Origin of the sequence: Nocardioides cavernaquae, assembly GCF_003600895.1 — a bacterium.
Taxonomy (GTDB): domain Bacteria; phylum Actinomycetota; class Actinomycetes; order Propionibacteriales; family Nocardioidaceae; genus Nocardioides; species Nocardioides cavernaquae.
In genome coordinates, this window is sequence record NZ_QYRP01000002.1 from 2,498,149 (window position 1) to 2,517,688 (window position 19,540).

The following is a 19,540-nucleotide window of genomic DNA, read 5'->3' on the forward strand; positions in this document are numbered from 1 at the left end:
ATGCCGACCCTGGACGAGATCGCCAGTGCACACACGGATCTGGATGCCGACGAGCTCGCCTGGCTCCATCTCCTCGTTGCGGACTGGCAGATCATCGCCGACCTGTCGTTCGCGGACCTCGTGCTGTGGCTCCCGGACCGGGAGGGACGCGGTTTCTGGGCCGGCGCGCAGCAGCGCCCCACCACCGGCCCGACCGCCCTTCTCGACGACGTCGCCGGCACGTTCATCCCCATCGGTCGCCGCGCCATGCTGGACATGGCGTTCAGCCAGGGCCGCGTCGTGCGCGAGGGGGACCCGGAGTGGGTCTACGACGTGCCCGTGCGGGTGGAGACCATCCCTGTGCGCCGCGGTGAGCGTGTGCTGGCCGTCGTCGCCCGCAACACGAACTTGCTCGGCGTGCGCACACCCAGCCTCCTCGAGCTCAGCTACATCCAGGCCGCCAGCGACCTGACCCGAATGATCACGCACGGGCTGTTTCCGGTCCCGGGTCAGCGCAGCGATCACGCCGACACCCCGAGGGTCGGTGACGGCTTCATCCGCCTCGACGCCGCCGGGAGGGTCGTCTACGCCTCGCCGAACGCCCTGTCGGTCTACCGCCGGCTCGGCCTCACCGGTGACCTGGTCGGCAACCAGCTCGTGGAGCTGACCCGGCAGCTGGTGCCGCCGCGCAACCGGCCCGACGAGGAGACGATCAGCGCCGTGCTCGGTGGGCAGGTCGCGCGCGACACGGAGTTCGCCTCGGACGGTGTCGCGCTGATCCTGCGCTCGCTGCCGCTGCGCCCGATGGGGGAGCTGGTCGGTGGCCTGATCCTGCTCCGCGACGTGACCGACCTGCGCCGGCGTGACCGCGAGCTGGTCACCAAGGACGCCACCATCCGGGAGATCCACCACCGGGTGAAGAACAACCTGCAGACAGTGGCTGCGCTGCTCCGCCTCCAGGCGCGGCGCATGGACAACCCGGATGCGCGGGCCGCGCTTGAGGAGGCCGTACGCCGGGTCGGGTCGATCGCCATCGTCCACGAAACGCTCAGCCAGGCAGTCGAGGAGCACGTCCCGTTCGACGAGATCGCTGACCGGCTGGGTCGCATGGTCACCGATGTCGGCGGGCTCGGCGACGCCGTCGAGGTACGCCGCGAGGGCAGCTTCGGCGTCCTCGTCTCCGAGGTCGCGACTCCGCTGGCGATGGTGCTCACCGAGGTCCTCCAGAACGCCGTCGAGCACGCCTACTCCGTGGGGAACGGTGGCCGCATCCGCGTCGAGGCGCGCCGACTCGTCGGACGGCTCCACGTCACCGTCGAGGACGATGGCGCAGGGCTGCCCGAAGGGTTCGACCTGGACGCATCGAGCAGCCTGGGGCTGTCGATCGTGCGCACCCTGGTCGAGTCGGAGCTCGACGGTCAGCTCTCACTGGGGCCGGCGCATGCTCCGCTCACCGGCGGAACGCGGGTCGAGATCGACGTGCCGGTGTCGTGAGGTCGCTCGATGCCGGCCCGGTGCAGGGGTCGGTCAGGCGGTGCGGACGCGGGCCCGGGCGTTGCGGCGCTTCAGCGCACGACGCTCGTCCTCGCTGAGTCCTCCCCAGACGCCGTGGTCCTGTCCCGCCTCCAACGCCCACGCGAGACACTGCTCGCGCACGTCGCAGCGACGGCACACCTGCTTGGCCTCCTCGATCTGGAGGATGGCCGGACCGGTGTTGCCGATCGGGAAGAACAGCTCCGGATCCTCGTCGAGGCATGCAGAGCGATGGCGCCAATCCACGGCTGGGGAACTCCCTCTATCGTCAGTTCACGCGTCCGGGTCTTTGAGAGCCGTCGCGAAAGTAAGTGGCGTTGTGAACGAGTTCACGAGCGCATCAGCAAGGTTCGCAAGAGTTGAGGCATAGGACAACCCCTGACAACCGTCACTTTGATCACAGATAGATTGGCAACGTGCCCGCCTCATCTGTGATTCCCGCTCCGCTGCGTGTCGCTGCGGCCTTCACTGCCCTGCAGGCGGTGGTCCTCGTGGTCTTGTCGATTGTCCAGATAGTGAACTTCTCGGGCGATCGAGTGGCCATGAACCTGACCACGATCGCGTTCTTCCTGCTCTGCGCGGTCGGCCTGGCTCTCTGCGCCCGGGCCCTGGTCCTCGGACACTCGTGGGCCCGCAGCCCGATCGTGCTCGCCCAGCTGATCCAGCTCGGCCTCGCCTGGAGCTTCGTGCAGGGAGGGGCGGGCAGCGGCGACAAGGCGGTGGCCTGGGTGCTCGCTGCCCTCGCACTGACCGTCCTGGTCGGCATCTTCCACCCGCGGAGCCTCGAGCACCTCGCCGACGAGGCCTGACTCCGCGTCAGGTGCGGCTCAGGCGGTGCCGTAGTCGCGCCAGCGCTCGCGCCTGCACCCGAGACACCTGCATCTGGCTGATCCCGAGCTCGGTCGCGACCTGCTCCTGGGTCAGCTCCTGCAAGAACCGGAGGACCAGCACCGTGCGCTCGGTCGGTGGCATCACGGCCAGATGTGCGTGCAGGTCGGTGCGGAGCTCGACGTCCTCGAAGCCCCCATCAGTGACTTCCCCGTCGACCCCCTCGTCGATCGGCACGGTGGACTGGGGATCGAGTGCGGTGGCCACTCGCCGCCGCGGCGCAGCCAGCCGCTCGGCGACCTCGTCGACGCGTGGTGTGCGCCCGAACTCCTGGGCGAGCGCCGCGGCCGCCGCAAGCGCCCTGGGACGCAGCTCGTGGACGTCACGGGGGAGACGGACGGTGCTCGCCCGGTCGCGCAGGTGGCGGCGCATCTCGCCGACGATCGTGGGAATCGCGTAGCCCACGAACGGGACTCCCCGCTCTGCGTCGTACCGGTCGATGGCGTGGATCAGCCCGATCGTGCCGACCTGGACCAGGTCCTCGAGTGGCTCACCGCGGTCCCGGAACCGCCACGCGCAGCGCTGCACGAGCGGCAGGTGCTGGTCCAGCAGCTCGTCGCGGGAGGTCGGATCGGCCATGGCTCCATCGAACGCTCCCGCCGCCGACCGCGCCACCTGCTCTCCACAGGCAGCGGATCAGCGCTGAGTGACCCGGGGGAGATGCAACAGGGCCCGGTCCGCCGAAGCGGACCGGGCCCTGCAGAGAAGAACGTCAGGCCTTCTTGGTCTCCCAGAAGATGGCCGCGATCTCGTCGATCTTGGCGAGCAGCTCGTCAGCGACGCCCGCGTCGAGGGTGCCCTTGGTGCCACCCGCGCCGGCCAGCTTGGTGGCCTCGTTGATCAGGGTGTGCAGGTTGGGGTACTTCTCGAAGTGCGGGGGCTTGAAGTAGTCGGTCCACAGCACCCACAGGTGCTCCTTGACCAGCGTGGAGCGCTGCTCCTTGATGAGGATCGCGCGGGTGCGGAAGTCCGGGTCATCGGAGTCGGCGACCTTGGCGATGAGCGCCTTGATCGACTCGGCCTCGATGCGGGCCTGGGCGGGGTCGTAGACACCACAGGGCAGGTCGCAGTGGGCCTGGACCTCGACGGTGGGGGCGAACAGTCGCTCAAGCATGCTCGGCGTCTCCTGTCAGTTCGGATCAAAAGTTGGGGGCATAGGTGCGACTGCGAGACTACCCCCATGCACAGCGAGCGCGAGGGGCACCCGGGGGTGGACTCGGGGGTGGGCTCGGGGGTGGGCTCGAGGGTGAGGCGCCGCTGGGGCTGGGCCATCGTCCGCGGACGCTCCATGGAGCAGGGTCTGCGCGATGGTGACCGCCTCCTGGTGCGCTGGGGTGCGTCGCCGCAGATCGGCGACGTGGTGGTGGCGCGGTTCCCCGACGGCACCCTCGCCGTCAAGCGTGCCGCCGAACGGCGTACGACGCGCACCGGCGCCCCGGGCTGGTGGCTGTTGAGCGACAACCCGGGCGAGGGAGTGGACTCGCGCCATCGGGGCGTCGTACCTGCGGAGGACGTGCTCGCCGTCGCCCGCAGGCTGGTCCGCAGGTGCCGGATACGTCACATTCCCAGTCCGGCCTCGTCCGTGGCGCCACCGGTGTGAAAGGATGGCCGTGAGGGAGAACCCCCGGTCGACCGGCTCCGCGACACACCATTCGCGTTGAGCCGGACCCATCCGAAACTTACGATTCCCGTGGAAAGTCTTGCCGAAATGGCCCAGATGAACGAGCTCGAGTCCACCGACCTTCCCGCGGTGCACCCGCTCGCTGGCGACCCGGTATTCGACCTTCACCTCGGCGGCAAGATGGAGATCCGCTCCTCGGTCGAGCTGGCCGGTGCCGAGGAGCTGTCGCTCGCCTACACCCCGGGCGTTGCCCGCGTGTGCGAAGCGATCGCCGCTGACCCCGAGATGACGCAGTACTACACCTGGGTCCCCAACACCGTCGCGGTCGTCACCGACGGCACCGCGGTGCTCGGACTCGGTGACATCGGCCCGGCCGCAGCCATGCCCGTGATGGAGGGCAAGGCGGTCCTGTTCAAGCAGTTCGGTGGCGTGGACGCCATCCCGATCTGCCTGGACACCACCGACGCCGACGAGATCGTCGAGACCGTCGTGCGCCTGGCGCCCAGCTTCGGCGGCATCAACCTCGAGGACATCTCCGCGCCGCGCTGCTTCGAGATCGAGGCGCGGCTCAAGGAGCGCCTCAACATCCCTGTCTTCCATGACGACCAGCACGGCACCGCCGTGGTCGCTCTGGCCGCCCTCAAGAACGCCCTGAAGGTCACCGGGCGCGAGCCCGGCGCCACCCGGGTCGTCATCTCGGGTGCTGGCGCTGCCGGTGTGGCCATCGCGAAGATCCTGCTGGGTGCGGGCATCACCGACATCGCGGTCATCGACCGCCGTGGTGTGGTGAGCTCCGACCGCTCCGACCTCACTCCGGTCAAGCGCGAGCTCGCCGCGCTCACCGCCGACCGCAACGGCCGCAAGGGCACGCTCGCCGACGCGATGAACGGCGCTGACGTCTACCTCGGCGTCTCCGGCGGCACCGTGCCCGAGGAGATCGTGGCCAGCATGGCCGCCGACGCGATCATCTTCGCCATGGCCAACCCCGACCCTGAGGTCCACCCCGACCTGGCGCACAAGTACGCCCGCGTCGTCGCCACCGGGCGCTCCGACTTCCCGAACCAGATCAACAACGTGCTGGCCTTCCCTGGCATCTTCCGCGGTGCCTTCGACGTCCGGGCCACCGCGATCACGGAGGGCATGAAGCTCGCCGCAGCCGACGCCCTTGCCGAGCTCGTGGGCGACGCGCTGTCCGAGGACATGGTCATCCCCGGTCCGTTCGACCCGCGCGTGGGTCCTGCGGTCTCCGCTGCCGTCTCCGCGGCCGCGCGTCGCGACGGCGTCGCCCGCGCCTGAGCGCCGCCGGACGTCCTACGAATGGTGGCCTCTGTGGCGCCGACCGTATGACGTCCCGATAGCGTTGCCCTTATGTTCGCCGTGTACGCCGAGTCCTTCTCGACCGAAGATCCACTGTCCGGCCTCGTGGTCGGGGAGCGCCCCGATCCGGTGGCCCCCGACGGCTGGACCACCGTCACCGTCAAGGCCGCCTCGATCAACCACCACGACGTCTGGTCGCTCAAGGGCGTGGGCCTCAAGGCCGACCGGCTGCCGATGATCCTCGGCTGCGACGCAGCCGGCTACGACGAGGACGGCAACGAGGTCCTCGTCCACGCCGTGATCTCCTCGCCCGACTGGATCGGCGACGAGACGCTCGACCCGAAGCGCTCGCTGCTCTCCGAGCTGCACCAGGGCACCTTCGCGGACAAGGTCATCGTCCCGAAGCGCAACGTGATCGCGAAGCCGGCGTCGATGAGCTTCGCCGAGGCAGCGTGCCTGCCGACGGCGTGGCTCACGGCGTACCGGATGCTCTTCACCCAGGGCGGCCTCAAGGCCGGCGACTCGGTGCTGGTGCAGGGTGCCGGTGGTGGCGTCGCGACCGCGCTCATCGTGCTTGCGCGCGCCGGCGGCCTGAAGGTCTACGCCACCAGCCGCGACGAGGAGAAGGGCAAGCGGGCGCTCGAGATCGGTGCCCACGAGGTCTTCGGGTCCAACGAGCGGCTGCCGTTCAAGGTCGATGCCGTGATGGAGACGATCGGCCGCGCGACGTGGGAGCACTCGATCCGTTCGCTGCGCCCCGGCGGCAAACTGGTCACCTCGGGCAACACCTCGGGCCCGAACCTCGACAACGCGATGCTGCCGCACATCTTCTTCCTGCAGCTGCAGGTGATCGGCTCCACCATGGGCACGCGTGGCGAGCTCGCGGCGCTCACTCAGATGCTCGACGCAACCGGCAAGCGTCCGCTGATCGACCGCGAGATCCCCATGACCGATGCCCGCGAGGGTCTGGCGGCAGTGGCCTCCGGCGACGTCTTCGGCAAGATCATCCTGACCCGCTGATGACCACTCACCAGGTTCACCTCGTCACCGGTGCCGGCTCCGGCATCGGCGCAGCCGTGGCCACCGCACTCCACGAGCGCGGCGACGAGCTGGTGCTTCTCGCGCGCTCGCAGCCGCGGGCCCACGAGCTCCGGCAGCAGTACGACGGAGCACGCGTCGTCGTCGCGGACCTGGCCGATCCCGGGCACCTCGAGCACGCACTGGCCGACGCCAACCTGCCGCCCCGGCTCGACTCGGTCCTCCACATCGCGGGCGTGGTCGACCTCAGCCCGGTCGCGGACCTGCCCTACGAGCAGATCCGCTCGCAGCTCGACGTGAACCTCGTTGCCCCGATGGTGCTCACCCGCGCCTGCCTGCCTGCGCTCCGCGCCGCTCACGGCCTGGTGCTGCTCGTGAACTCAGGAGCGGGGCTCACCGCACACGCGGGCTGGGGTGCCTACGCGGCCTCGAAGTTCGGTCTGCGCGCGTTCGCCGACTCGCTGCGTGCGGAGGAGGCTGCCCACGGGGTGCGAGTCACGAGCGTCTTCCCGGGCCGGACCGCCACCCCGATGCAGGAGAAGGTCCACGAGCAGGAGTCCGCGGACTACGAGGCGGGGAAGTGGATCCAGGCGTCGACCGTGGCCTCGACGATCCTCCACGTGCTCGACCTGCCGCGCGACGCGGTCGTGCCCGAGGTCAGCGTCCGCCCGGGTCCGCGCTGACGCGGTTGCGCGCACAGCTGACCACCTCGGCGAGGTCCAGGCCGTAGGCAGGGCCGTCGGTCGCGGCGTACTCCGCGAGGCGGCCGGCGCCGCGCTCGACGAGTCGGGCCGCACCGGTCTGGTTGCCGCGGGCCGCGTGGGTCAGCCCGACGCAGAGCTGGGCGAGCCCCTGCCACAGCGAGCGTTCACTGTCAGGGCTGGCCTTCCAGCGGGCCTCCAGAACTTCGTGTGCGGAGAACGGCCGACCTTCAGCGAGCAGCTCGCGTGCCCGGTCGAGGGTCTCGGCCGGTGGCAACGGCTCCTCGGAGACCGGCTCGACACCGCTCGTGCTCCCGTAGGGGAGTGGCCGCCCGAGCGCATCGCGGGGGCGTGCCTGCCGAGCGCGGCCCTCGTCGTCGCGGTCCCGGTCAGCCATGGGTGCCAGATTACGTGTGGCCGCCGGGAATTCGTTGGCGCGTGCACGTGTTGGGGCCTCAGTATCGACACGCGCGCCTTTTTTCCGCGCACCTGTCGGATCGGGCCAGGCCCGTTCGTGGAGTAGACGAACGGCGGCCACCCGGCCACCCGTATTCCTTCTGAAAGGCCTGGCCATGACTGCGCCCCTCGACACAGACGACCTCGCCCTCCCTGAGTCGGCGCTGCCCGATCCCGCGCTGGGCGCCGAGTCCGAAGCTGCGACAGCCGGCCGCACGCCGCTCGTGGTCAAGCTGCTGGTCCTCGCCACGTTCGTGGTGATCCTCAACGAGACGATCATGATCAACGCGGTGCCGCGTCTGATGGCCGACTTCGGTATCGACGAGCGCGCCGGACAGTGGATCTCCACCGTCTTCATGCTCACGATGGCGGCCGTCATCCCCGTGACTGGCTGGTTCCTGCAGCGAGTCAGCACCCGCTCTGCGTACGCCGTCGCGATGATCACCTTCAGCATCGGCACGCTGATCGGCGCCCTCGCCCCGACGTACGGCGTCCTGCTCGGTGGGCGCGTCATCCAGGCCGCGGGCACCGCGGTCATGATGCCGCTGCTGATGACCACCCTGATGACTGTTGTGGCCGAGCGTGACCGCGGCCGCGTCATGGGCAACGTGACGCTGGCGATCTCGGTCGCCCCGGCCCTGGGCCCGGCCGTGTCCGGCGTCCTGCTCTCGTTCGGCTCGTGGCGCCTGATCTTCTTCGCCGTCCTGCCGATCGCGGTCGTGGTCGGTGTGCTCGGCTTCCGCTCGATCCCCAACGTCGGAGAGCCGAAGAAGAGCCCGGTCAGCTGGATCAGCGTTGCTCTCGCCGCCCTGGGCTTCAGCAGCCTGGTCTTCGGGCTGAGCAAGTTCGGCACCGGAAGCTGGGTCTCACCGCTGGCGTTCACCCTCGTCGGCATCGCTCTCGTGGCGGCCTTCGCGGTCTACCAGCTGGTCCTGCAGCGCACCGGAGCACCGCTCCTCGACCTGCGCGCACTGACCCACCGCACGTACGCCGTCTCCCTGCTGCTCATGGCCGCTGCGTTCATGGCCTTCCTCGGCTCGATGATCCTGCTGCCGCTCTACCTGCAGAGCGAGGACGTCCGTGGCCTGAGCGCGTTGCAGACCGGCTTCATGGTGATGCCCGGCGGCCTGGCGATGGGGCTGCTCGGGCCTCAGGTCGGCAAGCTCTACGACCGCTTCGGTTCGCGCCCGCTGGTGATCCCCGGATCCATCGGCATGGTCGCGGCGCTGGCTGTCCTGAGCCGCATCCAGGTGGACACGCCGTACTGGCAGATCGTGGTCACCCACGTCGTGCTCATGGCCTGCCTGGCGGCGATCTTCACGCCCGTGTTCACCATCGGGCTCGGTGCGCTGCCGCCGCACCTGTACTCCCACGGAAGCTCCATCCTGGGCACGCTGCAGCAGGTCGCCGGCGCGGTCGGCACGGCCCTGCTCGTCGTCATCATGAAGAACCGGTCGGCCTCGTTGGCGGAGGCCGGTGCCGACAAGGCTGAGGCCTTCGTAGGCGGTCTGCAGTGGGCGTTCGTGGCCGGTGCGGTCTTCGGCGTCGCCGTGATCGTCTGCTCGCTGTTCCTGCCGGCCCGCATCGACTCGCCGGAGGGCGCACCCGCGCACCACTGATCGCAGTCTGATCCGCAAGAAGGCGTCCGCGCTGGTCGGGACTGTCGGTGGCGGGGCATAGAGTCACGGAGTGATCCGACGATGAGCAAGATGGACAACCTGCGCGCGATGCGCGAAGCCCGCTTCGAGGCAGCCCAGAAGGCGGCCAAGCCCGCAGCGCCGCGAAAGGCCCCGGTCGCCCCGGTGGCGCCGGCTGCGGCAAAGGACGCCGCCGTGACTGATGCTCCCGAGCCGGCTGACGCTGCGGAGCCGACTGAGGCCGGCAACTGTGGGCACCAGTCCATGAACGGTCGCCGCTGCACGCGCGAGGCCGGGCATGCAGCGAAGAGCCACCGCTACTCCTGACTGTCGGTCCTCGGCGCTAGCGTGGCGGGATGAGCATCGAGGTGCTGCCCGCCACTGCTGACCGGTTCGACGACGTGGCGACGATGCTGGGTCCGAAGAACCCGACGTCGTCGGTCTGCTGGTGCCTGAGCCACCGCATTGACGCGAAGCGCAACCGGTCGATGGCCGGACCCGAGCGAGGCGAGTTCGTCCGCGACCTCTGCGGCCGTGACGTGTCTCCGGGTGTCCTCGCCTATGCGGACGGGGAAGTAGTCGGCTGGGCCGCTGTCGCGCCACGCTCGGAGCTGCCGTTCGCGCGCTCACGCAAGATCCCGCACGTCGACGACCTTCCGGTCTGGTCGATCTGGTGCATCCGGGTCCGCCCGGGACATCGCGGTCAGGGGATCTCGCATGCCCTGCTGGAAGGCGCGGTTTCCTATGCGCGATCCCATGGCGCTCCGGTGGTCGAGGGCTATCCGACCGACAACGCGGGGGAGAAGGTCGACCTGACCATGGCCTACGTCGGCACCCGGCGACTCTTCGAGGCTGCCGGGTTCACCAAGGCGGCGGACACCGACGCGGTCTCCGGCGGCTTTCCCCGCGTGATCATGCGCCTCGACCTGCGCTGAACCTGGGCGGCTCAGACCTCCGCGAGGAACGCGTCGAGGTGCTTCCAGGCCCGGTCGCGAGCATCGACGCCGGCGACGAGGCCGAGGTGCGAGAGGCCGTCAGCCGCGGCGTACCGGGCGCCGGGGACCGAGCGGGTGCCGGCCTCGACCGCAGGGCCGTTGGCGATCGCGTCGGTGCGGCTGCCGACGAACAGGACGCGGGTGCGGATCGCGGAGAGGCGTACGGCGCGGGAGCGGGTCAGGTTGATGACGCCGCTGAAGAGCTCGTTCTTGGTGACCAGCCGGGTGTGCAGCTGGTTGTAGAAGCGGCCCGGGTAGCCCGGCATGCTGGCGATGAACTGGTCGATCGCCTCCGTGCGGGCGAGCACCTCGGTGTCGAGGATGTTGCGCGCGAGGAACCACGGCTTCGTGATCTCGCGAACCGGTGCCATCGCCCGGAAGCTGGCTCGGGTGAGGTGGCGCGGCACGCCGCCCATGAGCGCGGTGCCAGCGGTCATCAGGGTGCTGCCGAGCACGCGGTCGGCGTAGCGCAGCAGCTGCACTGCGGGGATGAGGCGGTAGTCGATCGGCGTGCCGAAGGCGGTGATCGAGGCGATCGGCAGCGTCGGGTGGGCCGCTGCGGTGAGCAGGCTGACCGTGCCACCGAGTGACCACGCGACGACGTCCACCGGCGCTCCGTCGTGCAGCGCGGAGACGCGCGCGATCGCGGTCGGGAGGATGTCGTCGATCCAGTCCTCGAAGCCCATGTTGCGGTCAGCGAAGGTGATGTCGCCGTAGTCGACCACGTAGGTCTCGTGGCCCTGCTCGAGCAGGTGCTCGGCGAGGCTCTGGCCCGGACGCAGGTCGTAGCAGTTGGTGGCGACGGCCAGTGGCGGGACCAGGAGCACCGGCCGGGCCGTGGTGGCCGGGGTGCTGCGCAGGTAGCGGCGCAGCTGGCGGTGCGGCTCGTCGTGCAGGACCTCCGCGGGGAGGCCGTCGTACTTCTCGATGCCCTCGCCGAACGGCGAGATGGCCCATGCGTTGCGCGCGGCCGCGGCAATCGTGGTCAGCCGGCTCGGCGCCGCGGAAACGGGGACGAGAGCAGCGCTGGAGGCGCCCGAGGGAACGACGTCTGTCGTCGCGGCAACCTCGGTGGGCGTCGTCATGGAAGGCATGGTCCTCAGGGTGGGGTCGGTTTCGGGCAAAGTCCATCAAAGGTGATGGGAATGACGCTCAGCGGGAGGAGTCCCAGCGCAGCGCGCCGATCAGCACCATGTGGAGCTGGCGACGGGCCCTCGCCGCGATCTGGCGCACCTCGTCGGTGCGTCCGCCTGCGCGGGCGAGCTCCTCGGCCTGCGCGAGCATCGCGTTGACGATCAGGTCCGCCAGGACGAGCAGGTCCTCCGATGACCAGCGGGTCACGCCGGGCACCCGGCCGATGTCAGCGGCCAGCTCGCTCTCGACGAGCTGGAGCTGGTGACGGACCGCGTCGCGGATGACCGTCGGGCCGGCGATGCGCTCGCGCGAGATGAAGCGCAGGTGCCGGTCGCTGTGGCGCGCGTGTGTCACGAGGGCCTCGAGCGACCTGTCGACGACGGCCAGGAAGAGCTCCCGGTCATCGGCGATCGGACCGCGGACCTCACGCGCGTCGCGCAGCATCGCGCGGAGCGCGTCGAAGGACTCCTCGACCAGGGTCAGGCCCAGCTCCTCGATGCCGGCGAAGTGCCGGTAGAAGGCGGTCGGCACGATGCCGATCTCCTTGGCGATCTGGCGCAGTGAGATCGCGGCCAGTCCGCCCTCCTCGGCGAGCGAGAGCGCCGCATCGAGGATCGCACGACGGGTGCGCTCCTTCTGCTCGGTGCGGGACACCCCTGGGCTCGACATGGCACCCAGTGTACCCAGAGTGAACACTTGTTCACTGAAGTGGTCAGGGTCACGGCGGATCCGGTTGACCGGCCCTCACGCGGCCGGTCATAGTTTCAGTGCACGATCGTTCACCGAGAGAACGGCCGTTCACCGAATCGAAAGGAGGGGCAATGAGCCTCGCAACGACCATCCTCCGGTCCCGAGCCGTCTCTGCCCTGACCTCCCCGCACGGCGTCGACCGCTACCTCGAGCTGGTGAACCCCATGTGGGCCGCCAACGAGGTCCGCGCCCGCCTGGTGGACATCGACCTTGAGGTCGACGTCCCGGGTGCCGCCCGCGTCGCCACGCTCACGTTCCAGCCCACCAGCACCTGGCGCGGCCACCGCGCCGGTCAGTACGTCCAGCTGGGCGTCGAGCTGCCGGGTGGTCGCCGCACCACGCGCTGCTTCACCGTCTCGAGCCCCGACTCCAAGCCGGGCGACCGGTTCACGGTCACCATGCGGGCCAACCCCGACGGCCAGGTCTCCCAGCACCTGGTCGAGCACGCCAAGCGGGGCACGATCGTCCACCTCTCGCAGGCCGAGGGCGACTTCGTCCTGCCGGACCACGTGCCCGACCACATCCTCTTCATCACCGGTGGCTCCGGCATCACCCCCGCCATGTCGATGCTGCGCAGCCTGCAGCGCCGCACGCACCGCGGCCGGATCACCTTCCTGCACTACGCCCAGTCCGAGGACCACCAGATCTTCAAGGACGAGCTCGCCGAGATCTCCCAGCAGGGCTACGGCATCGACCTGCACCTGGTCTACCCCGAGGCCGGCGGTCGCAACTTCTCCCCGATGGAGCTGGAGCGCATCGTTCCCGGCTTCCGCGACGTGGACACCTGGCTCTGTGGCCCGGCCGGTCTCGTCAACGCCGTCACCCCGGCGTACGAGGGCTCGGACAAGCTCCGGGTCGAGTACTTCAAGCCGCCGACGTTCAGCGGAGTTGCCGGTGGCGAGGTCAGCTTCGCGAAGTCCGGCGTCGCTGCCGAGAACTCTGGCGACAACATCCTCGAGCAGGCCGAGGCCGCGGGTCTGGCCCCTGCCTTCGGCTGCCGCATGGGCATCTGCTTCGGCTGTGTCGCGATCAAGAAGGAGGGCACCGTCCGCAACGTGCTGACCGGTGAGACCTCCTCCCTCCCCGACGAACAAATCCGCATCTGTGTGAGCACGCCTGAGGGCGACTGCTCCGTGGAACTCTGAAAGGAACTGACATGACTGTCACCCTGGACGCACCCGAGACGACTCCGGTCAAGCCCGCCAAGGGCCACAACGCCAGCAAGATCCCGCTCACGCCCGAGCAGCTCGACGCCTTCGGTGCCGAGATGGACGCGATCCGCCAGCGGACCGTCGCCAAGCTCGGCGACGAGGACGCGGCGTACATCCGCAAGATCGTGAAGTGGCAGCGCGGCCTCGAGGTCGCGGGCCGTGTGGGCTTCTACGTCCCGCCGCTGTGGCCCGCCGCCGTCGCCTCGCTCGGCGTCTCCAAGATCCTCGACAACATGGAGATCGGGCACAACGTCATGCACGGCCAGTACGACTGGATGGGCGACCCCGGTCTGAACTCCCGCGTCTTCGACTGGGACACGATGGCCCCGGCCGAGAACTGGAAGCACGGCCACAACTACGTGCACCACACGTACACCAACATCGTGGGCAAGGACCGCGACGTGGGCTACGGCATCCTGCGCATGGACCCGGACCAGAAGTGGCACCCGTACTACCTCGGCAACACGATCTACGCGTTCCTGCTGATGGTCTTCTTCGAGTGGGGCGTCATGGCGCACGACCTGGAGGCCGAAGAGGTCTTCGCCGGTCGTCGCAGCATGTTCCGCGGCGAGAACGCCCCGGTCTGGCGCAAGATCCGCAAGAAGGTCAGCAAGCAGGTCCTCAAGGACTACGTCGTGTTCCCGCTGCTGACCGGCCCGTTCTTCCTGACCACGCTGGCCGGCAACGCGATCGCCAACCTGATCCGCAACGTCTGGACCTTCAGCATCATCTTCTGCGGCCACTTCCCGGCCGGCGTCGCGTCGTTCTCCATCGAGGAGTGCGAGGACGAGTCCCGCGGCCACTGGTACTACCGCCAGCTGCTCGGCTCGGCCAACATCACCGGCGGCAAGCTCTTCCACGTGATGAGCGGCAACCTGTCGCACCAGATCGAGCACCACCTGTTCCCGGACGTCCCGGCCCGCCGGTACCCGGAGATGGCAGTCGAGGTCCGCGAGGTCTGCAACCGCTACGGCCTGCAGTACAACCAGGGCTCGCTCTTCAAGCAGCTGGCCACGGTCTACGGCAAGATCTTCCGCCTCAGCTTCCCGAACCGCACCAAGAAGGCCGACGTCGCCGCCACCTCGGTGGCACAGCAGGCGGTGGCGGCATGAGCCCGGACCAGGTGGTCCAGAGCCTCGCTCGCCTGAACACGTTCTGCGACGCCAGCGAGACCGAGCTACGCACGATCGCCGAGGCCGGAAGCATCGTGACGGTGCCGCAGGGCTGGTCGCTGATCTGGGAGAAGACGGGCGCCGACAAGGCCTACGTCGTCCTCGCCGGGGACCTCGACGTACGCCGTGGCAAGGAGGTCGTCGGGCACCTCACCGCTGGCGACGTCGTCGGTGAGGTCGCGATCGTCCGCCGCCGCCTGCGCACCGCAACGGTCGTCGCCGCCACGCCCCTCGAGGTCCTGCACTTCACCCGCGAGGCCGTCGAGCGCCTGTACGCCGAGGTGCCTGCCTTCCGCGCCAGCCTCGACCGTGCCGTCATCGAGCACGCCTGAGCCCGTGGCTTGAGACTGGCCTCACGTTGCCCGATCACTCTCAGGACAGGACACTGGATTCCATGACCGAGAAGTTGAGCAAGTCCGAGATCCGCAAGGACCAGATCCAGGACTCGGTGGAGGCCGCCACCCATGCTGTCGGCCAGGTCTCCAACGTGGTGATCGGCGCCGTCGGCGACGTGGTCAAGGCCGTTGGCGGTTTCGCCACCGACCTCTTCGAGATCCGCGAGGCTGCGAAGAACGCCCGCAAGGACCAAGGCGTGGAGGATGGCTCGGACGACGAGGACTGACCTCCGCCAGCCCCACCAGCAGAAATCACCCCCGACGCGAGTCGGGGGTGATTTTCGTTGGTGGCGGCGTTCTCGGCGCTACGTTGAGCCCATGGCGCGCAAGAGCAAGGGTGTCGCCCGCCGCATGATCGGAGCCGCGATCAGCGCCGGGCTCCAGGGCGACGAGGTCGGTGGCAGCACGCTGCGCGACGTGCGGCTCTGGGTGGATGTCGCCCGCAACCAGGTGTTGGGGGAGTTCCTCGAGCTGGAGGCGCGACCGGCAGGCCTGCGCTGCGACGTCGTGGTGACCGGCGAGCTGGTCGTGCCGCGCCGGGTCCGTCAACCGCGCGCCGTGCACCTCAGGCCGCTGGCGGTCGAGCTTGCTCCGCTGCGCAAGGTGACGTTGCAGCTCGAGGTGCCCGAGGCCGGACGCAAGGCGGCCGGTCGGGCGCTCGGCAGGGGAGAGGCAGTCACCGCAACGGTGACGTTGAAGGCGACCGACGCGCGCGGGCACGCCGCGAGTGTCGAACGCACGATCCTGCTCAGCCTCGCGCAGTAGCGGTCAGTCGTCGGGATCGTCGAGACGCGCCAGCCAGGTGGCGAAGCGCTCTATCGGGATCTCGAACTCGGGGAACGTGTCCACGAACTCCTGCATGCGGTCAGCGACCCACGCAAGGGTGACTTCCTCGTCACCCCTGCGCTTCTCGAGCTCTTCGAGCCCGCGATCGGTGAAGTACATGCCGTCAGGAGAACGCGCGGCCGAGGAGCTCTGCGTTCTCGACCTGGTGGCGCTTCGCCGTGCCCACCGCGGTGGTCGACGACGACGGACGCGTGATCGGCTGGACCGGACGGCCGAGCTCGTGCACCACGTTCAGCACGTACGACGGCCACGGGCCCTGGTTGAACGGCTCGTCCTGGACCCACTTGACGGTGGCGTCGGGGTACTTGGCCAGCTCGGCCTTGATCTCCTCGATCGGCCAGGGGTAGAGCTGCTCGACCCGGACGATCGCGACGTCCTCCCGCGCGAGCTTCTTGCGCTCCACGACGAGGTCCCAGGTGAGGCGACCGGACACGAGCAGGACCGTCTTGACCTTGGCGGCGTCCACCGAGTCGTCACCGATGACCGGCAGGAACGTGCCGTTGGTGAAGTCGGCCGGCTGGGAGGCGGCCTCCTTGCGCTTGAGCATCGACTTCGGGGTGAAGACGATCAGCGGCTTGTGCTCGCCGCCGAGCGAGTGGCGACGGAGCAGGTGGAAGTGCGACGCCGGGGTTGACGGCTGGGCAACGACCATGGCCTCGTCGGCACAGAGCGTGAGGAACCGCTCGATGCGCGCGGAGGAGTGGTCGGCGCCCTGGCCCTCGTAGCCGTGCGGCAGCAGCATCACGACACCGGAGTCCTGACCCCACTTGGTCTTGCCCGCGGAGATGTACTCGTCGATGACCGACTGCGCGCCGTTGACGAAGTCTCCGAACTGGGCCTCCCACAGGACGAGAGCGTCCGGGCGGGCGACCGAGTAGCCGTACTCGAAGCCGAGCGCGGCGTACTCCGAGAGCAGCGAGTCGTAGCAGAAGAACTTCGCCTGGTCCTCGGTGAGGTTGGACAGCGGGGTCCACTCGTCGGCGTTGTGGCGGTCGATGATCGTCGCGAAGCGCTGCACGAACGTGCCACGACGCGAGTCCTGGCCGGCCAGGCGGACCGGACGGCCCTCCATGAGCAGCGAGCCGAAGGCGAGGATCTCGCCCGTGCCCCAGTCGATCGGGCCGTCGGTGATCGCTGCGGCGCGACGCTGGAGCTGCGGCATGACCTTCGGGTGGACCGTGAAGCCCTCCGGCGGGGTGATGTAGGCGTCGGAGATCCGCTTGAGCACCTCGGAGGTGACTGCCGTGGTGGTCACGCCGGCGAGCTTCTCCGGGTAGTCCGGGACGGTCGTCCACTCGTCGGGCTTGGCGTCGGCGTCGCGCACGTCGGTGAAGACCCGCTCGAGCTGCGCCTGGTACTGGCGGAGGACCTCCTCGGCCTCCTCGATCGTGATGTCGCCACGACCGATGAGCGACTCGGTGTAGAGCTTGCGCACCGAGCGCTTCTGCTCGATGAGGTCATACATCAGCGGCTGCGTGTACGACGGGTCGTCGCCCTCGTTGTGACCGCGACGGCGGTAGCAGACGAGGTCGATGACGACGTCCTTGTTGAACGCCTGGCGGTACTCGAACGCGAGCCGGGCGACCCGGATACAGGCCTCGGGGTCATCGCCGTTCACGTGGAAGATCGGCGCCTGAACCATGCGGGCGACGTCGGTGCAGTAGAGCGACGAGCGCGAGGAACCGGGGGAGGTGGTGAAGCCGACCTGGTTGTTGATGACCAGGTGGATCGTGCCGCCCGTGCGGTAACCACGCAGCTGCGAGAGGTTGAGCGTCTCTGCGACGACACCCTGGCCGGCGAAGGCCGCGTCACCGTGGAGGAGGAGCGGCAGCACCGGGAACTCGTTGCCGCGGTCGAGCACGTCCTGCTTCGCGCGGGCGATGCCGGTGAGCACCGGGTCGACGGTCTCGAGGTGCGAGGGGTTCGCCGCGACGGAGACCTTGATCTTGTCGCCGCTGCCGGCGACGAACTCGCCGTCCGCGCCGAGGTGGTACTTCACGTCGCCCGAGCCCTGGACCGTGCGCGGGTCGATGTTGCCCTCGAACTCGCGGAAGATCTGGGTGTAGGACTTGCCGACGATGTTGGCCAGCACGTTGAGGCGGCCACGGTGGGCCATGCCGATCGCGACCTCGTCGAGGCCGGCCTGGGCGGCTGCCTCGCAGATCTCGTCGACGACGGGGACCGTGGTCTCGCCGCCCTCGAGGGAGAAGCGCTTCTGACCGACGAACTTGGTCTGCAGGAAGGTCTCGAAGGCCTCGGCCTGGTTGAGCTTCTGCAGGATCCGGAGCTGCTCCTCGCGGGACTCCTTGTCGTAGGGCTTCTCGACGCGCTCCTGGATCCAGCGGCGCTGCTCGGGATCCATGATGTGCATGTACTCGATGCCGGTGGTGCGGCAGTAGGAGTCACGCAGGATGCCGAGGATGCCGCGGAGCTTCATGAAGCGGCCGGAGCCACCGAACGAGCCGGTCGCGAACTCGCGGTCGAGGTCCCACAGCGTGAGGCCGTGCTGCTCGATCTCGAGGTCGGGGTGGCTGCGCTGCTTGTACTCGAGCGGGTCGGTGTCCGCCATCAGGTGGCCACGCACGCGGTAGGCGTGGATCAGCTCGAGGATGCGGGCCGGCTTCGAGATCTGGTCGTCGTGCGACGTCGCGATGTCGTTGGCCCAGCGGATCGGCTGGTAGGGGATGCGCAGCGAGCGGAAGATCTCGTCGTAGAAGCCGTCCTCGCCGAGGAGCAGCTGGTGCACGCGACGCAGGAACTCGCCGGACTGCGCGCCCTGGATGACGCGGTGGTCGTAGGTCGAGGTCATGGTCATGATCCGCGAGACCGCGTTGCGGGTCAGGGTCTCCTCGGAGGCACCCTGGAACTCCGGCGGGTAGTCCATGGAGCCGACGCCGACGATGGCAGCCTGGCCCTGCATGAGGCGCGGGACCGAGTTGTTGGTGCCGAGGCCACCGACGTTGGTCAGCGAGACCGTGGTGCCGGCGTAGTCGTCCATGCCGAGCTTGTTGTTCTTGGCCTTGCGGACGATCTCCTCGTACGCCGTCCAGAAGCCGGCGAAGTCCATCGACTCGCAGCCCTTGATGGACGGGGCCACCAGCTGGCGGGTGCCGTCAGCCTTCTGCTGGTCGATGGCGAGGCCCAGGTTGATGTGGGCCGGCGTGACCATGGTCGGCTTGCCGTCGACCACGGCGTACGTGTTGTTGTACTCGGGGTTGGCCTTGATGGCCTTGATGATCGCGTAGCCGATGAGGTGCGTGAACGACACCTTGCCGCCGCGTGCGCGCTTGAGGTGGTTGTTGATGACCGTGCGGTTGTCCCACAGCAGCTTCACCGGGATGTTGCGGACCGACGTGGCCGTCGGCACCGCCAGCGAGATGTCCATGTTCTTCGCGGTCGCGAGCGGGATGCCCTTGAGCGGCGCGTAGGTGGGGTCGTCCTTGGTCGTGACCGGAGCCGTCGGCTTCGGGTCACGCGGCGCAGGGGAGGTGGTGCCCTTGGCCGGCTCGGCGGCCTTGGTGTTGTCCGGCCGCGGCTTGGCGACCGGGATCGGCGCCGTCACCGGCGCGGCGGCGGGGGCCGCTGCAGCGGGGGCGGCCGGGGCCGCGGCGGCGGCCGTGACAGCAGCCGCTGCGGGCGTGCCGTTCGTCCCGTTTCGTCCGGCGAAATAAGCAGCCCACTCGGCTCCGACACTCGCCGGATCCTTCTGGTACTGCTCGAACATCTCGTCGACGAGCCACTCGTTGGCTCCGAAGTCGGAGGTGGGGTTCTGCTGCGAAGATTCAGCCACGGCTTGAATCGCCTCTTCCGGTGCGGCTACTGCTGGTGAGAACAACACGCCAAGGCTAGACCCACCCATGGGGAAAT

Annotated in this window: 22 protein-coding genes; 14 read left to right on the top strand and 8 right to left on the bottom strand. The window is 69.0% G+C overall.

Annotated features, from left to right (window positions below):
* Entirely contained in the window at window positions 1-1,473 is a 1,473-nt protein-coding gene (locus D4739_RS11975; protein ID WP_120060832.1) for a sensor histidine kinase, read from the top strand.
* A gap of 33 nt (window positions 1,474-1,506) precedes the next feature.
* On the opposite strand, the gene D4739_RS11980 is transcribed toward D4739_RS11975, so the two are convergent.
* Window positions 1,507-1,758, bottom strand: a complete 252-nt coding sequence (locus D4739_RS11980; RefSeq protein ID WP_027863177.1) for a WhiB family transcriptional regulator — start codon at window positions 1,756-1,758, stop codon at window positions 1,507-1,509.
* A 170-nt stretch (window positions 1,759-1,928) separates the two neighbouring features.
* On the opposite strand from D4739_RS11980, the gene D4739_RS11985 reads away from it, so the two are divergent.
* A complete protein-coding gene (locus tag D4739_RS11985; protein ID WP_147384906.1) occupies window positions 1,929-2,321 on the top strand; it encodes a hypothetical protein in 393 nt (130 codons plus the stop codon).
* A gap of 7 nt (window positions 2,322-2,328) precedes the next feature.
* Here D4739_RS11985 and D4739_RS11990 read toward each other — a convergent pair whose 3' ends face one another.
* Entirely contained in the window at window positions 2,329-2,979 is a 651-nt protein-coding gene (locus D4739_RS11990) for a sigma-70 family RNA polymerase sigma factor (RefSeq protein ID WP_120060834.1), read from the bottom strand.
* A 133-nt stretch (window positions 2,980-3,112) separates the two neighbouring features.
* Window positions 3,113-3,514, bottom strand: a complete 402-nt coding sequence (gene sodN, locus D4739_RS11995) for a superoxide dismutase, Ni (RefSeq protein WP_120060835.1) — start codon at window positions 3,512-3,514, stop codon at window positions 3,113-3,115.
* 66 nt (window positions 3,515-3,580) lie between these two features.
* On the opposite strand from sodN, the gene D4739_RS12000 reads away from it, so the two are divergent.
* From D4739_RS12000 to D4739_RS12015, 4 genes are all read left to right on the top strand, one after another.
* Window positions 3,581-4,000, top strand: a complete 420-nt coding sequence (locus D4739_RS12000; protein ID WP_120060836.1) for a S24/S26 family peptidase — start codon at window positions 3,581-3,583, stop codon at window positions 3,998-4,000.
* 108 nt (window positions 4,001-4,108) lie between these two features.
* Complete coding sequence (locus D4739_RS12005; protein WP_120060837.1) at window positions 4,109-5,317, top strand: NAD(P)-dependent malic enzyme; 1,209 nt, start codon at window positions 4,109-4,111, stop codon at window positions 5,315-5,317.
* 72 nt (window positions 5,318-5,389) lie between these two features.
* A complete protein-coding gene (locus D4739_RS12010) occupies window positions 5,390-6,358 on the top strand; it encodes a zinc-binding dehydrogenase (protein ID WP_120060838.1) in 969 nt (322 codons plus the stop codon).
* Complete coding sequence (locus D4739_RS12015; protein ID WP_120060839.1) at window positions 6,358-7,059, top strand: SDR family oxidoreductase; 702 nt, start codon at window positions 6,358-6,360, stop codon at window positions 7,057-7,059. The genes D4739_RS12010 and D4739_RS12015 overlap by 1 nt, the downstream gene beginning before the upstream one ends.
* On the opposite strand, the gene D4739_RS12020 is transcribed toward D4739_RS12015, so the two are convergent.
* On the bottom strand, window positions 7,034-7,474 hold the full coding sequence (locus tag D4739_RS12020; RefSeq protein ID WP_120060840.1) for a DUF309 domain-containing protein: 441 nt from the start codon (window positions 7,472-7,474) through the stop codon (window positions 7,034-7,036). The two genes, D4739_RS12015 and D4739_RS12020, sit on opposite strands and share 26 nt — an antisense overlap.
* A 175-nt stretch (window positions 7,475-7,649) precedes the next feature.
* On the opposite strand from D4739_RS12020, the gene D4739_RS12025 reads away from it, so the two are divergent.
* From D4739_RS12025 to D4739_RS12035, 3 genes are all read left to right on the top strand, one after another.
* The gene (locus tag D4739_RS12025; protein ID WP_120060841.1) at window positions 7,650-9,152 is read left to right on the top strand and encodes an MDR family MFS transporter; all 1,503 of its coding nucleotides are present in this window, start codon (window positions 7,650-7,652) and stop codon (window positions 9,150-9,152) included.
* Between the two features lie 81 nt (window positions 9,153-9,233).
* Complete coding sequence (locus D4739_RS12030) at window positions 9,234-9,497, top strand: hypothetical protein (RefSeq protein ID WP_120060842.1); 264 nt, start codon at window positions 9,234-9,236, stop codon at window positions 9,495-9,497.
* Window positions 9,498-9,526: 29 nt separating this feature from the next.
* The gene (locus tag D4739_RS12035) at window positions 9,527-10,105 is read left to right on the top strand and encodes a GNAT family N-acetyltransferase (RefSeq protein ID WP_120060843.1); all 579 of its coding nucleotides are present in this window, start codon (window positions 9,527-9,529) and stop codon (window positions 10,103-10,105) included.
* Window positions 10,106-10,116: 11 nt separating this feature from the next.
* Here D4739_RS12035 and D4739_RS12040 read toward each other — a convergent pair whose 3' ends face one another.
* Window positions 10,117-11,250, bottom strand: a complete 1,134-nt coding sequence (locus tag D4739_RS12040) for an alpha/beta hydrolase (protein WP_238473630.1) — start codon at window positions 11,248-11,250, stop codon at window positions 10,117-10,119.
* Window positions 11,251-11,317: 67 nt separating this feature from the next.
* Window positions 11,318-11,968 carry a TetR family transcriptional regulator gene (locus tag D4739_RS12045; RefSeq protein ID WP_120060844.1) on the bottom strand — a complete coding sequence of 217 codons (651 nt, stop codon included), beginning with the start codon at window positions 11,966-11,968 and terminating at the stop codon, window positions 11,318-11,320.
* 152 nt (window positions 11,969-12,120) lie between these two features.
* On the opposite strand from D4739_RS12045, the gene D4739_RS12050 reads away from it, so the two are divergent.
* The 5 genes from D4739_RS12050 (at window position 12,121) to D4739_RS12070 (ending at window position 15,592) form a co-directional block, all read left to right on the top strand.
* Window positions 12,121-13,194 (top strand): ferredoxin reductase, encoded by a 1,074-nt coding sequence (locus tag D4739_RS12050; RefSeq protein ID WP_120060845.1) that lies wholly within the window; start codon window positions 12,121-12,123, stop codon window positions 13,192-13,194.
* A gap of 11 nt (window positions 13,195-13,205) precedes the next feature.
* Window positions 13,206-14,372, top strand: a complete 1,167-nt coding sequence (locus D4739_RS12055; RefSeq protein ID WP_120060846.1) for a fatty acid desaturase family protein — start codon at window positions 13,206-13,208, stop codon at window positions 14,370-14,372.
* Complete coding sequence (locus D4739_RS12060) at window positions 14,369-14,764, top strand: cyclic nucleotide-binding domain-containing protein (protein ID WP_120060847.1); 396 nt, start codon at window positions 14,369-14,371, stop codon at window positions 14,762-14,764. The genes D4739_RS12055 and D4739_RS12060 overlap by 4 nt, the downstream gene beginning before the upstream one ends.
* A 62-nt stretch (window positions 14,765-14,826) precedes the next feature.
* Complete coding sequence (locus tag D4739_RS12065) at window positions 14,827-15,054, top strand: hypothetical protein (protein ID WP_120060848.1); 228 nt, start codon at window positions 14,827-14,829, stop codon at window positions 15,052-15,054.
* A gap of 91 nt (window positions 15,055-15,145) precedes the next feature.
* Window positions 15,146-15,592 (top strand): hypothetical protein, encoded by a 447-nt coding sequence (locus D4739_RS12070; protein WP_120060849.1) that lies wholly within the window; start codon window positions 15,146-15,148, stop codon window positions 15,590-15,592.
* A gap of 3 nt (window positions 15,593-15,595) precedes the next feature.
* Here the strand turns inward: D4739_RS12070 and D4739_RS16905 are convergent, their stop codons facing one another.
* Window positions 15,596-15,772, bottom strand: coding sequence for a DUF6104 family protein (locus tag D4739_RS16905; RefSeq protein WP_182920404.1), 177 nt, complete (start codon window positions 15,770-15,772; stop codon window positions 15,596-15,598).
* Window positions 15,773-15,776: 4 nt separating this feature from the next.
* Window positions 15,777-19,463 (bottom strand): multifunctional oxoglutarate decarboxylase/oxoglutarate dehydrogenase thiamine pyrophosphate-binding subunit/dihydrolipoyllysine-residue succinyltransferase subunit, encoded by a 3,687-nt coding sequence (locus tag D4739_RS12075; protein WP_238473631.1) that lies wholly within the window; start codon window positions 19,461-19,463, stop codon window positions 15,777-15,779.
* Window positions 19,464-19,540 lie beyond the last annotated feature (77 nt).